Origin of the sequence: Azotobacter vinelandii CA, assembly GCF_000380335.1 — a bacterium.
Lineage (GTDB): Bacteria > Pseudomonadota > Gammaproteobacteria > Pseudomonadales > Pseudomonadaceae > Azotobacter > Azotobacter vinelandii.
Map to the genome: position 1 here is coordinate 3,061,715 of NC_021149.1, position 13,742 is coordinate 3,075,456.

Below are 13,742 nucleotides of genomic sequence, written 5' to 3' on the forward strand. Positions count from 1 at the left end.
GAGCGCGAGCTTTTTCCAAGGCTGACAAGCTGTTACTGTAGCGGCCCGAATGTCCAGAAGTCGCCATGGATCGGACCCTCCTACCGATGCGTCCCCTCTGTCTGCTGTTGCTCAGTCTGCTCGCGAGCGGGCCGGCGATCGCGCGCATCACCGAAAGCCATGGCTACGCCCAGTTCGGCGTGCTCAAGTATCCCGTCGGTTTCCAGCATCTCGACTGGGTCAACCCCGAGGCCCCCAAGGGGGGCACGCTGCGCCTGATGGCCCTCGGCACCTTCGATACGCTGAACCCCTACAGCTTCAAGGGAACCAGCCCGTCGGCAACGGCCGACTTCCTGCAGTACGGCATCAACGAGCTGAACGAGCCGCTGATGGCCGGCTCCGGGGTCTACGATCCCTCCGGGGACGAGCCCGCCTCCAGCTATGGCCTGATCGCCGAATCCGTCGAATACAACGAAAGCCGCAGTTGGGTGGTGTTCAACCTGCGCCAGGCGGCCCGCTTCCATGACGGCAAGCCGATCACGGCCCAGGACGTGGCCTTCTCCTACCGCCTGCTCAGCCAGGAGGGCCATCCCCAGTACCGCGCCGAGCTGCGCGAGGTGCAGCGGGTCGACGTCCTCGGCCGCCAGCGCATCCGCTTCGTCTTCAAGCGCTCGGGCAATCCGCTGCTGATCCTGCGCCTCGGCGAGTTGCCGGTGCTCCCCCAGCACTACTGGAAGAACCGCGACTTCAAGGCCACCACCTTCGAGCCGCCCCTGGGCAGCGGCCCCTACCGCATCGTTCAGGTGCAGCCGGGGCGCCGCCTGGTGTTCGAGCGGGTGAAGAACTGGTGGGGCGCCAAGCTGCCGATCAACCGCGGCAAGTACAACTTCGACCGGGTGGATGTGGACTTCTACCGCGACAGCGGCGTCGCCTTCGAGGCGTTCAAGGCCGGGCAGTTCGACTTCTATATCGAGCACCAGGCGAAGAACTGGGCCGGGGGCTACCATTTTCCGGCCGTACAGGCGGGCCAGGTGATCCACGCCGAGATCCCGCACCGGATTCCGACCCAGACCCAGGCGCTGTTCATGAACACCCGCCGCAGCACCTTCGCCGATGCCAGGGTGCGCGAGGCCCTGGGGCTGATGTTCGATTTCGAATGGACCAATCGCGCCCTGTTCTACGGCGCCTACCGGCGCGCCGAGAGCTACTACCCGAACAGCGAGTTTTCCGCCGCCGGCAAGCCGGAGGGGGAAGAGTGGCTGCTACTTTCCAGGTATCGCCAGCAATTGCCCGAGCGCCTGTTCCGCGAGCCTTTCCCGATGCCGAAGACCGACGGCCACGGCATCCCGCGCGAAACCCTGCGCCGCGCCCTGGCCCTGCTCGGCGCGGCCGGCTGGAAGCTCTCCGGCCAGCGACTGGTCGATGCCCGCGGCCAGCCGCTGCGCTTCGAGATCCTGCTGGTCAATCCCAGCCTGGAGCGCATTCTCCAGCCCTACAGCGAAAACCTCGCCGGCATCGGCATCGAGGCGCAGTTGCGTACCGTGGATCGCGCCCAGTACAAGCAGCGGCTGGACCATTTCGACTACGACATGATCCTGCTGACCCTGCCGCAGACCCTCAGCCCCGGCCTCGAGCAGTGGTTCTACTTCCACTCCAGCCAGATTGGCGTGAAGGGCGGCAAGAACTACGCGGGCATCGCCAACCCGGTGGTCGACGGCCTGCTGGAGAGCCTGCTGGCGGCACAGACCCGGGAACAGCAGGTCGCCGCCGTCCGCGCCCTGGATCGCGTCCTGCTCTGGCAGCACTACAGCATCCCCAACTGGTACATCAATCATCACCGCCTGGCGTACCGCAACCGGTTCGCCTTCGTCGCCACGCCCCCCTACACGCTGGGCCTGCGCGCCTGGTGGCTGAAGACCAAGGAGAACGACCGATGACCCATTCCCTGCGCACCCTGCTCCACGGCGCCGGCCTGTTGTTGCTCGGTTTCGCCGGCCTGGTCCAGGCAGACCCGCAGCACGCCATCACCCTGTACGACGAGCCGCCCAAGTACCCGGCCGACTACCGGCACTTCGAGTACGTCAATCCGGACGCACCGAAGGGAGGCACGCTGCGCCTGGCCGACTACGGTGGCTTCGACAGCCTCAACCCCTTCATTCCCAAGGGCAACGTGGAACGCCGCATCGGCATGGTCTACGACAGCCTGACCTATCATGCGCAGGACGAGCCCTTCACCGAATACGGCCTCATCGCCGAGAAGATCGAGAAGGCCCCGGACAACGGCTTCGTGCGCTTCTACATCAATCCCAAGGCGCGCTTCCACGACGGCCGGCCGATCACCGCCGAGGATGTGAAATTCACCTTCGAGACCCTGATCGAGCACGGCGACCCGATGTACCGCCACTACTACGCGGACGTCGCCCAGGTGGTGGTCGAGGAGCCGCTGAAGGTACGCTTCGACTTCAAGCACCGCGACAACCGCGAGCTGCCGCTGATCCTCGGCCAGTTGCAGATCCTGCCCAAGCACTGGTGGGAAAGCCGCGACTTCGCCAAGACCAGCCTGGAAGCGCCGCTCGGCAGCGGGCCGTACCGTGTCGCCAAGCTGGAGTCCGGTCGCTCCATCCGCTACGAGCGGGTCGCGGACTGGTGGGCCAAGGACCTGCCGGTCTCCCGCGGCCAGTACAACTTCGACGCCATCGTCGTCGACTACTACCGCGACATGTCGGTCGCCCTGGAAGCCTTCAAGGGCGGGCAGTTCGACCTCAACCTCGAATACTCCGCCAAGGATTGGGCCACCGGCTACGAATCCGCCGCCCTCAATGACGGCCGGATGATCAAGAAGGCCGTCCCCAACCACAACCCGGTCGGCATGCAGGCCTTCGCCTTCAACATCCGCCGGCCCCTCTTCCAGGACCGCCGCGTGCGCGAGGCGCTCGGCCTGCTGTTCGACTTCGAATGGTCGAACAAGCAACTGTTCTTCAGTTCCTACAAGCGCACCAGCAGCTACTTCGAGAACTCGGAAATGGCCGCCCACCAGTTGCCCGACAAGGAAGAGCTGAAGATTCTCGAACCCTTGCGCGAACAGTTGCCGCCGGAGGTGTTCAGCGAGGTCTACCGGCCGCCGGTGACCAACGGCGACGGCATCATCCGCGACCAGAAGCGCCGTGCCTACCAGTTGCTCCAGGAAGCCGGCTACCGCATCGAGAACGACCGCATGGTCGGCCCCGACGGCAAGCCGCTGGCCTTCGAATTCATGCTCCACCAGACCAACCTGGAACGCATCCTGCTGCCCTACAAGCGCAACCTCGGCGAACTCGGCATCGACATGCAGATCCGCCGCGTCGACGTTCCCCAGTACATCAACCGCATGCGCAACCGCGACTTCGACATGACCAGCGCCACCTGGCCGCAGTCCAACTCGCCGGGCAACGAGCAGCGCGAGTTCTGGCACTCCAGCAGCGCCGACAACCCCGGCAGCCGCAACTTCATCGGCCTGCGCGACCCGGCCGTCGACCGGCTGGTCGACGGGCTGATCCGCGCCGACTCGCGGAAAGGCCTGGTCGCCCACGCCCGCGCCCTCGACCGTGCCCTGCAGTGGGGCTTCTACGTGGTGCCCAACTACCATGTGAACACTTGGCGCATCGCCTACTGGAACAGGTTCGGCCAGCCGCAGAAGACGCCGCTGTACGACTACGGCCTGATGACCTGGTGGCAGGACAGCGACAAGCCGCAGCCCCGGGACGAAGCGGTGGCGCACAAGGAGGAAGGTCGATAGATGCTGGCCTACATCCTGCGCCGCCTGCTGCTGATCGTACCGACCCTGTTCGGCATCCTGCTGCTCAACTTCGTCATCATCCAGGCCGCTCCCGGCGGCCCGGTGGAGCAGACCATCGCCAGACTGGAAGGCTTCGAGGCCGCATCCGGCGGCGCCACCGGCCGCATTTCCGGCGGCGGCGGCGAAGTTTCCGGGGGCAGCTCCCGCTACCGCGGCGCCCAGGGCCTGGACCCCGATCTGATCGCCGAGATCGAGCGCATGTACGGCTTCGACAAGCCGGCCCACGAGCGTTTCTGGCTGATGCTGACCAACTACCTGAAGCTGGACTTCGGCGAGAGCTTCTTCCGCGACGCCAGGGTCACCGACCTGATCCTCGAGAAGATGCCGGTGTCGATCTCCCTGGGGCTGTGGAGCACCCTGATCATGTACCTGGTGTCCATTCCCCTGGGGATCGCCAAGGCGGTGCGCCACGGCAGCGCCTTCGACGTCTGGACCAGTTCGGCGATCATCGTCGGCTATGCGATCCCGGCCTTCCTGTTCGCCATCCTGCTCATCGTACTGTTCGCCGGCGGCAGCTATTTCGACTGGTTCCCGCTGCGCGGGCTGACCTCGAACAACTTCGACGAACTCAGCTTGGGCGGCAAGATCCTCGACTACTTCTGGCACCTGACCCTGCCGGTGACCGCCCTGGTGATCGGCAACTTCGCCACCCTCACCCTGCTGACCAAGAACAGCTTCCTCGACGAGATCAACAAGCAGTACGTGGTCACCGCGCGCGCCAAGGGCCTGTCGAAGAACCGCGTGCTCTACGGGCACGTGTTCCGCAACGCCATGCTGATCGTCATCGCCGGCTTCCCCTCGGCCTTCATCGGCCTGTTCTTCACCGGCTCGCTGCTGATCGAGGTGATCTTCTCCCTCGACGGCCTGGGCCTCTTGAGCTTCGAGGCGGCGATCAACCGCGACTATCCGGTGGTGTTCGGCACCCTCTTCATCTTCACCCTGCTGGGACTGGTCGTGAAACTGATCGGCGATCTCACCTACACCCTGGTCGATCCACGCATCGACTTCGAAAGCCGGGAGAGCTGAGCATGAAACTGACTCCCCTCAACCGGCGCCGGCTGGAACTCTTCAAGGCGCACCGGCGCGGCTGGTGGTCGCTCTGGCTGTTCCTCGCGCTGTTCGCCGCAAGCCTCGGCGCCGAACTGATCGCCAACGACAAGCCGCTGCTGGTGCGCTACGACGGCGACTGGTATTTCCCGGTGTTCAAGCGCTATCCGGAGACCACCTTCGGCGGCGAGTTCCCGCTGACCACCAACTACAAGACCCCCTACATCCGGGACCTGATCGAAGAGAAGGATGGCTGGATGCTCTGGCCGCCGATCCCTTTCAGCTATTCGAGCATCAACTACGAACTGACCGTCCCGACACCGGCGCCACCGTCGCAGGTCAACTGGCTGGGTACCGACGACCAGGGCCGCGACGTGCTCGCCCGGGTCATCTACGGCTTCCGCATCTCGGTGCTGTTCGCCATCACCCTGACCCTGCTCAGTTCGCTCGTCGGCGTCGTCGTCGGCGCCTTGCAGGGCTTCCACGGCGGCTGGGTCGATCTGCTCGGCCAGCGTTTCCTGGAGATCTGGTCCGGCCTGCCGGTGCTCTACCTGCTGATCATCCTGGCCAGCTTCGTCCAGCCCAACTTCTGGTGGCTGCTGGGCATCATGCTGCTGTTCTCCTGGATGAGCCTGGTCGACGTGGTGCGCGCCGAGTTCCTGCGCGGCCGCAACCTGGAGTACGTACGCGCGGCCCGTGCCCTGGGCATGAGCAACGGCGCCATCATGTACCGGCACATCCTGCCCAACGCCATGGTCTCGACCATGACCTTCATGCCCTTCATCCTCACCGGCGCCATCGGCACCCTCACCGCCCTGGACTTCCTCGGCTTCGGCCTGCCGCCCGGCGCGCCGTCCCTCGGCGAACTGGTCGCCCAGGGCAAGGCCAACCTGCAGTCGCCCTGGCTGGGGATCACCGCCTTCGTGGTGCTGGCGCTGATGCTCAGCCTGCTGGTGTTCATCGGCGAGGCGGCGCGCGATGCCTTCGACCCGAGGAAGTGAAATGAACGATTCGCAGAACCTCATCGAGATCCGCGACCTCGCGGTCGAGTTCGTCGGCGGCGATCGCCTGGAGCGCGTGGTGGAAGGCGTCAGCTTCGACATCCGGCGGGGCGAGACCCTGGCCCTAGTCGGCGAAAGCGGTTCGGGCAAGTCGGTCACTGCTCACTCGATCCTGCGTCTGCTGCCCTATCCGCTCGCCCGCCATCCGTCCGGCAGCATCCGCTATGCCGGCCAGGACCTGCTCCAGCTCGACGAGCGCAGGCTGCGCGGCATCCGCGGCAACCGCATCGCCATGGTCTTCCAGGAGCCGATGACCTCGCTGAACCCGCTGCACAGCATCGAGAAGCAGATCAACGAGGTTCTCGCCCTACACAAGGGCCTGCGCGGCGCGGCAGCCACCGCGCGCACCCTGGAGCTGCTCGAACTGGTCGGCATTCCCGAGCCGCACAAGCGCCTCAAGGCTTATCCCCACGAGCTTTCCGGCGGCCAGCGGCAACGGGTGATGATCGCCATGGCGCTGGCCAACGAACCCGAACTGCTGATCGCCGACGAGCCGACCACGGCGCTGGACGTCACCGTGCAGTTGAAGATCCTCGAGCTGCTCAAGGACCTGCAGGCCCGCCTGGGCATGGCCTTGCTGCTGATCACCCACGACCTCAACCTGGTGCGGCGCACCGCCCATCGGATCTGTGTCATGCGCGGCGGGCGCATCGTCGAACAGGCCGGCTGCGAGGAAATCTTCCACGCGCCGAAGCATCCCTATACTCAGGAATTGCTCGGTGCCGAACCCAGCGGGGCGCCGGCGGACAACCCGGTCGGCGAGCCGCTGCTGGAGGTCGAGGACCTGCGCGTCTGGTTCCCGATCAAGAAGGGCCTGCTGCGCCGTACCGTCGATCACGTCAAGGCGGTGGACGGCATCGGCTTCAGCCTGCGCCGCGGGCAGACCCTGGGCATCGTCGGGGAAAGCGGTTCCGGCAAGTCCACCCTCGGCCTGGCGATCCTGCGCCTGCTCGCCAGCCAGGGCTCGATCCGCTTCCGCGGCCAGACGCTGGACGGTCTGTCGCAAGGCGAGATCCGCCCCCTGCGACGGGAGATGCAGGTGGTCTTCCAGGATCCCTTCGGCAGCCTCAGCCCGCGCATGTCGGTGGGCCAGATCGTCGGCGAGGGCCTGCGCATCCACCGCCTCGGCACGCTGGCCGAACAGGAGCAGGCGATCGTCGAGGCGCTGCGCGAGGTCGGCCTGGACCCGGAAACCCGCCACCGCTACCCGCACGAGTTTTCCGGCGGACAGCGGCAGCGGATCGCCATCGCCCGGGCGCTGGTGCTGAAGCCGGCGCTGATCCTGCTGGACGAGCCCACTTCCGCGCTCGACCGCACGGTACAGCGCCAGGTCGTCGAGCTGCTGCGCTCGCTGCAGCGCAAGTACGACCTGACCTACCTGTTCATCAGCCACGACCTGGCGGTGGTCAAGGCGCTCAGCCACCAGTTGATGGTGGTCAGGCAGGGACAGGTGGTCGAACAGGGGGCGGCGCGGGATATCTTCGCCGCTCCGCGACATACTTATACACGGCAGTTGCTGGAAGCCGCCTTCCTGGCTCCCGGCAGCGCCGATTAACTAGAAGAGGAACTGATCCATGGGATTTCTCGCCGGTAAGCGCGTACTGATCGTCGGCGTCGCCAGCAAACTGTCCATCGCCTCCGGTATCGCCGCCGCGATGCACCGCGAAGGTGCCGAACTGGCCTTCACCTATCAGAACGACAAGCTCAAGGGTCGGGTCGAGGAGTTCGCCGCCGGCTGGGGCTCCAGCCCCGAGCTGTGCTTCCCCTGCGACGTGGCCAGCGACGAGGACATCGCCAGGGTTTTCGAGGAACTGGGCAAGAAGTGGGACGGCCTGGACTGCATCGTCCACTCGGTCGGCTTCGCGCCCGGCGACCAGCTCAACGGCGACTTCACCGAGGTCACCAGCCGCGACGGCTTCAAGATCGCCCACGACATCAGCGCCTACAGCTTCGTCGCCCTGGCCAAGGCCGGCCGCGAGCTGATGAAAGGCCGCAACGGCAGCCTGCTGACCCTGTCCTACCTGGGTGCCGAGCGCACCATGCCCAACTACAACGTGATGGGCATGGCCAAGGCCAGCCTGGAGGCCGGCGTGCGCTACCTGGCCGCCAGCCTCGGCCCGGAGGGCACCCGCGTCAACTGCATCTCCGCCGGCCCGATCCGCACCCTGGCCGCCTCCGGCATCGCCAGCTTCCGCAAGATGCTGGCCGCCAACGAGCGCCAGACGCCCCTGCGCCGCAACGTGACCATCGAGGAAGTCGGCAACGCCGGCGCCTTCCTCTGTTCCGACCTGGCCTCGGGCATCAGCGGCGAAATCCTCTATGTCGACGGTGGCTTCAACACCACCGCCATGGGGCCGCTGGAAGACTGACCCGTCCGCCCTAGCAGGCTGGCGGTCCGGACGGTCGCCGACGACAATGCCCGCATCGCAGGATGCGGGCATTGTCGTTTCCGTGCCCATCTCGATGCGTCCCTTTCCGTCCGAGGTCGATGCCACCATGCACGAGCAATCCCCCGCCGAACTGATCTACGGTCTGGACGACCGCCCTGCCCCGCTCCCCTCCCTCTTCGCCGCACTGCAGCACATCCTCGCCAGCTTCGTCGGCATCATCACCCCGCCACTGGTGATCGGCACGGTGCTCGGTCTGGGCGAGCAGTTGCCCTATCTGATCAGCATGGCGTTGCTGGTTTCCGGTGTCGGCACCTTTCTCCAGGCCTGGCGGCCGCTGGGCATCGGTGCCGGGATGATCTGCCTGCAGGGCACCAGCTTCACCTTCCTCGGCGCGGTGCTCGCCGCCGGCCTGCTGGCCAAGAGCCGCGGCGGCGGCCCCGAAGAGATTCTCGCGCTGATTTTCGGTGTGTGCTTTCTCGGTGCCTTCGTGCAGATCGTTCTCAGTCGCTTCATCGGCCAGTTGCGTCGGGTGATCAGCCCGCTGACCACCGGCATCGTCATCACCCTGATCGGCACCAGCCTGATCAAGGTCGGCATCACCGATATCGGCGGCGGCTTCGGCGCCGCGGATTTCGGTGCCCCGGGCAATCTCGCGCTGGGTGCGCTGGTGCTGCTGACCATCGTCCTGCTCAACCGCTCCCGCCGGCCCCTGCTGCGCCTTTCGGCGATCGTCGTCGCCCTGGCCTTCGGCAGCCTGGTGGCCTGGCTGTCCGGCCGGCTGGTCCCCCAGGCCTTGCCGGAACTGCCGGCGCTCAGCGTACCGCAGCCCTTCCGCTACGGTTTCGATTTCGCCTGGGCGGCTTTCGTGCCGGTGGCGCTGGTCTATCTGATCAGCACTATCGAGACGGTCGGCGACCTCACCGCGAACTGCCTGCTGTCGCGCCAGCCGATCTCCGGTCCGCCCTATCTGGACAGACTCAAAGGCGGTGTGCTCGGCGATGGCATCAGTTGCCTGATCGCCGCCAGCCTCGGTGCCTTTCCCAACACCACCTTCGCGCAGAACAACGGCGTGATCCAGATGACCGGCGTGGCCAGCCGCCATGTCGGCCTCTACATCGGCATCATCCTCGCCGCCTTCGGCCTGATCCCGGCACTCGGCGCGCTGCTGCAGCAGATCCCCAAGCCGGTGCTGGGCGGTGCCACCCTGATCATGTTCGGCAGCGTCGCCGCGGCCGGCATCCGCATCCTCGCCCGAACCACCCTGGACCGTCGCGACACACTGATCGTCGCCGCCTCCCTCGGCATCGGCCTCGGCGTCGCCGCACAGCCGCAACTCTTGCAGCAGATGCCCGAACTCGTGCGCAACCTGTTCGATTAGGCGATCACCAGCGGCGGCCTGACGGCGATCCTCCTCGACCTGTCGCTGCCACGCGAGGAAAGCGTCCGGCCCTGAAGCCGGAATCCGGTCAGGGCCGCGATTCGCCGGCCGGCAGCGGCACGCCGCCGGGCACGGCCGGACGGCGCATGGTCAGCGCGATTCCGGCGAAGACCAGGGCGATGCCGGCCAGGTGATAAAGATGCGGCCGCTCGCCCAGCAGCAGCGCCGAGAGAATGGTGCCGAACACCGGCATCAGGTGGATGAACAGCGAGCCCCGCGCCGGCCCGATGGCGGCGACGCCGGCGTTGTAGCAGAGAAACCCCAGGAAGGCCGCCACCACGCCCGCGTAGAGGATGCCGCCGACGGACTGGACATTGAGCACGATCGAACGTCCCTCAGCGACCTCCCAGGCGTAGGCCGGAACCTGGGCCACCAGGCCGACCGCGATGCACGCCGCCAGGAGCAGCATCGGGTGCACGCCCTGCGGGCGCCACTGCAGGCCCACGGTGTAGAGTCCCCAGGACAGCACCGCCGCGAGCATCCACAGATCGCCGACGTTCAGGCTGAGGGCCAGGAGCCTGTCGAGGCTGCCCTGGACCACCAGGGTCAGCGCTCCGGCCAGCGAAACGATCACGCCAAGGGCCTCCTGGCGGCTGAGACGCTTGCCGAAGAGCAGGAAAGCCAGGGCGATGGTCGCCACGGGAATGAAGGAGTTGAGCAGGATGGCGCTGGTCGCCGTGGTGTACTGCAGGGCGATGTAGGAAAAGGTGTTGTAACAGCCGACGCCCAGCACGCCGAGCAGGAGCAAGGGCCGCCAGCCCGCGCGCAGAGCCGGCCATTGCTTGCGCAGATGCGGCAGGGCGAGCGGCAGCACCAGCAGGAAGGCGATGGTCCAGCGCCAGAAGGCCAGCCCCACCGGCGGCAGGTCGCCACGCAAGCCACGGCCCATGACCATGTTTCCCGACCAGAACAGCGATGCCAGGGTGAGCAGCAGATAGGGATTGGTCAGCAATCGCTTCATCGGGACATCCAGCGCAGACAGAAAGGCTACTTCTCTTCCCTCAGGGGCACCAGGGGCGGGGTCGGCGTATAGACCATGACCTCCAGCACCTCGGAATGGAACTCCCGGTGGTAGAGCACTATGACTACGCCGGCCGTGACCAGCATGAACACCCAGGGGTTGATGAACCAGGCCAGCATGGCCAGGCCGAAATAATAGGCGCGCAGACCGAAGTTGAACTGGTTGGCGGCCAGCGAGATCACCCGTGCGACGCGCTCGGCGAAAGCCTCGCGCTCCTGCTCGGTGACGTGCCGCTCTCCTACCATCGGCGCGGCGCCGACCAGCACTGCGGCGAAATTGTACTGGCGCATGCACCAACTGAAGGTGAAGAAGGCATAGACGAACACCACGCACAGGCAAAGCAGCTTGATTTCCGACAGCTCGCGGGTGGTCACCTGAACGAGGGGCAGCTCGGCCAGCAGGGAAATCGCCCGTTCGGACGAACCCAGCAAGGTGAGAATGCCGGCGAGAATGATCAGGGTGCTGGAAGCGAAGAAGGAGGCGCTGCGCTCCAGGCTGCCGATCACGCTGGCGTCGGCGATGCGGCTGTCGCGCTGCAGCAGGCGGCGCATCCAGTCCTCCCGATAGAGGTGCATGATGCTGGCCAGGCAGGGTGTGTCGCGCCCCTTCCAGATGGCATAGCGGGTATAGCCTGCCCAGCAGAGCACGAACCAGATGATGGCGAGCAGATGAGGCAGATAGCTTTCGGCGCTGAACATCGGTACTCCTGGCCACGGCAACGCGAGAAGCCCGTCACTTTACCCAGACGACGAGAAAATGCCAGTCGAAGGAGCGGCCGGCATTTCCTTGTCGGGAAATCGCCGGGCTCAGGACTGCTTCCTCTCCCAGCCGGTCAGTTCGGCCAGGGCCTTGCCGATATCCGCCAGGGAACGCACGGTCTGCACGCCGGCATCCTGCAGGGCGGCGAACTTCTCGTCCGCAGTGCCCTTGCCGCCGGAGATGATCGCACCGGCATGCCCCATGCGCTTGCCCGAGGGCGCGGTGACGCCGGCGATGTAGGAAACCACCGGCTTGTCGACCTTGGCCTTGATGTAGGCCGCCGCCTCCTCCTCGGCACTGCCGCCGATTTCGCCGATCATCACGATGGCTTCGGTCTGCGGATCGTCCTGGAACAGACCGAGGATATCGATGAAACTGGACCCCGGAATCGGGTCGCCACCGATACCCACGCAGGTGGACTGGCCGAAGCCCGCGTCGGTGGTCTGCTTCACCGCCTCGTAAGTCAGGGTGCCCGACCGGGAAACGATGCCGACCCTGCCCGGCATGTGGATATTGCCCGGCTGGATGCCGATCTTGCACTCGCCGGGAGTGATCACGCCCGGACAGTTGGGGCCGATCAGGCGCACGCCCAGCTCGTCGCACTTGAGCTTGACCTGCAGCATGTCGAGGGTCGGTACGCCCTCGGTGATGCAGACGATCAGCCGGACACCGGCGAAAGCCGCCTCGAGAATGGAATCCTTGCAGAAGGGCGCGGGTACGTAGATGACCGAGGCGTCGGCGCCGGTGGCCTCCACGGCCTCGCGGACCGTGTCGAATACCGGCAGGTCGAGATGGACGAGTCCTCCCTTGCCCGGCGTCACGCCTCCGACCATCCGGGTGCCATAGGCAATGGCCTGTTCGCTGTGGAAGGTCCCCTGGCTACCGGTGAATCCCTGGCAGATGACCTTGGTGTCCTTGTTGACCAAAATACTCATGGGTTGTCCTCCGCTGCCTTGACCACCTGCACCGCCGCATCGGTCAGGGTGCTGGCCGGAATGATGTTCAGGCCGCTCCGGGCCAGCATCTCGGCGCCCAGTTCCGCGTTGTTGCCCTCCAGGCGGACCACCACCGGAACCTTGACGCCTACCTCCCGGACCGCGCCGATGATGCCTTCGGCGATCATGTCGCAGCGCACGATGCCGCCGAAGATGTTGACCAGCACGGCTTTTACCTTGGCATCGGAGAGAATGATCTTGAAGGCCTCGGTCACCCGCTCCTTGGTCGCGCCGCCGCCGACGTCGAGGAAGTTGGCCGGCCGGCCCCCATGGAGATTGACGATGTCCATGGTGCCCATGGCCAGTCCGGCGCCGTTGACCATGCAGCCGATGTTGCCCTCGAGGGCCACGTAGTTCAGCTCCCACTTCGCCGCATGCACTTCGCGGGGATCGTCCTGGGAAGGGTCGTGCATGGCGCGCAGTCTGGGTTGGCGGAACAGGGCGTTGGTATCGAGATTGATCTTGGCGTCCAGGCAGAGCAGATTGCCGTCCTTCTGGACCACCAGCGGATTCACCTCCACCAGGGCCAGATCGTGCTCCTGGAACAGCTTGGCCAGACCGATGAAGATATGGGTGAACTGCTTGAGCTGATCGCCTTCGAGACCCAGCCGGAAGGCCAGGTCGCGGGCCTGGAACGGCTGGGCGCCGACCAGGGGGTCGATGCTGGCCTTGAGGATCTTCTCGGGCGTTTCATGGGCGACCTGCTCGATGTTCACCCCGCCCTCGGTCGAGGCCATGAAGACGATGCGGCGGCTCGAGCGATCGACCACCGCTCCCAGGTAAAGCTCCCGCTCGATCTCGGTGCAGGCCTCGACCAGGATCTTGCCGACCGGCTGCCCCGAAGCGTCGGTCTGGTAGGTCACCAGTCGCTTGCCCAGCCAGTTGACGGCGAAGACCTTCGCCTCCTCCCGGCTCTTGACCAGCTTGACGCCACCGGCCTTGCCACGACCGCCGGCATGCACCTGGACCTTCGCGACCCAGCAGTCGCCGCCAATCCTGTCGCAGGCCTCCGCCGCGGCCTCCGGGGTATCGATGGCAACGCCTCGGGACACGGGTAAACCATATTCGGCGAAAAGCTGCTTGCCCTGATATTCATGGAGATTCATGTCTGGGTACCGTTCTGGTTTTTATGGCTGTCCTTGCGCGGCATGGTGCCGGACCATGCCGACACCACGACCATACCATACCAGCGAAAGCAGCGCGGCAGACGCTCCGCT

Annotated in this window: 10 protein-coding genes and 1 pseudogene; 7 read left to right on the top strand and 4 right to left on the bottom strand. The window is 65.9% G+C overall.

The genetic code is table 11. The features are described from left to right. Positions 1-86: 86 nt before the first annotated feature. The 7 genes and pseudogenes from AVCA_RS13485 to AVCA_RS13515 form a co-directional block, all read left to right on the top strand. Positions 87-1,916 carry an extracellular solute-binding protein gene (locus AVCA_RS13485; protein WP_012701517.1) on the top strand — a complete coding sequence of 610 codons (1,830 nt, stop codon included), beginning with the start codon at positions 87-89 and terminating at the stop codon, positions 1,914-1,916. Then, complete coding sequence (locus tag AVCA_RS13490; protein WP_012701518.1) at positions 1,913-3,754, top strand: extracellular solute-binding protein; 1,842 nt, start codon at positions 1,913-1,915, stop codon at positions 3,752-3,754. Before AVCA_RS13485 ends, AVCA_RS13490 begins: the two co-directional genes overlap by 4 nt. Continuing rightward, positions 3,755-4,840: a microcin C ABC transporter permease YejB gene (locus AVCA_RS13495; protein ID WP_012701519.1), complete on the top strand. Its 1,086-nt coding sequence runs from the start codon at positions 3,755-3,757 to the stop codon at positions 4,838-4,840. Positions 4,841-4,842: 2 nt separating this feature from the next. Then, positions 4,843-5,862: an ABC transporter permease gene (locus AVCA_RS13500; protein ID WP_012701520.1), complete on the top strand. Its 1,020-nt coding sequence runs from the start codon at positions 4,843-4,845 to the stop codon at positions 5,860-5,862. Position 5,863: 1 nt separating this feature from the next. Then, the gene (locus tag AVCA_RS13505) at positions 5,864-7,477 is read left to right on the top strand and encodes an ABC transporter ATP-binding protein (protein WP_012701521.1); all 1,614 of its coding nucleotides are present in this window, start codon (positions 5,864-5,866) and stop codon (positions 7,475-7,477) included. A 19-nt stretch (positions 7,478-7,496) separates the two neighbouring features. Beyond that, a complete protein-coding gene (gene fabI / locus AVCA_RS13510) occupies positions 7,497-8,291 on the top strand; it encodes an enoyl-ACP reductase FabI (protein ID WP_012701522.1) in 795 nt (264 codons plus the stop codon). A gap of 127 nt (positions 8,292-8,418) precedes the next feature. Continuing rightward, positions 8,419-9,687, top strand: a pseudogene (locus AVCA_RS13515) (uracil-xanthine permease family protein); the annotation flags it as partial. 91 nt (positions 9,688-9,778) lie between these two features. Here AVCA_RS13515 and AVCA_RS13520 read toward each other — a convergent pair. The 4 genes from AVCA_RS13520 to sucC form a co-directional block, all read right to left on the bottom strand. Continuing rightward, entirely contained in the window at positions 9,779-10,711 is a 933-nt protein-coding gene (locus AVCA_RS13520; protein ID WP_012701524.1) for a DMT family transporter, read from the bottom strand. A 26-nt stretch (positions 10,712-10,737) separates the two neighbouring features. Beyond that, positions 10,738-11,469 (bottom strand): DUF599 domain-containing protein, encoded by a 732-nt coding sequence (locus AVCA_RS13525; protein ID WP_012701525.1) that lies wholly within the window; start codon positions 11,467-11,469, stop codon positions 10,738-10,740. Between the two features lie 108 nt (positions 11,470-11,577). Next, positions 11,578-12,465 (bottom strand): succinate--CoA ligase subunit alpha, encoded by an 888-nt coding sequence (gene sucD, locus AVCA_RS13530; RefSeq protein WP_012701526.1) that lies wholly within the window; start codon positions 12,463-12,465, stop codon positions 11,578-11,580. Continuing rightward, entirely contained in the window at positions 12,462-13,631 is a 1,170-nt protein-coding gene (gene sucC / locus AVCA_RS13535; RefSeq protein ID WP_012701527.1) for an ADP-forming succinate--CoA ligase subunit beta, read from the bottom strand. The genes sucD and sucC overlap by 4 nt, the downstream gene beginning before the upstream one ends. Positions 13,632-13,742 lie beyond the last annotated feature (111 nt).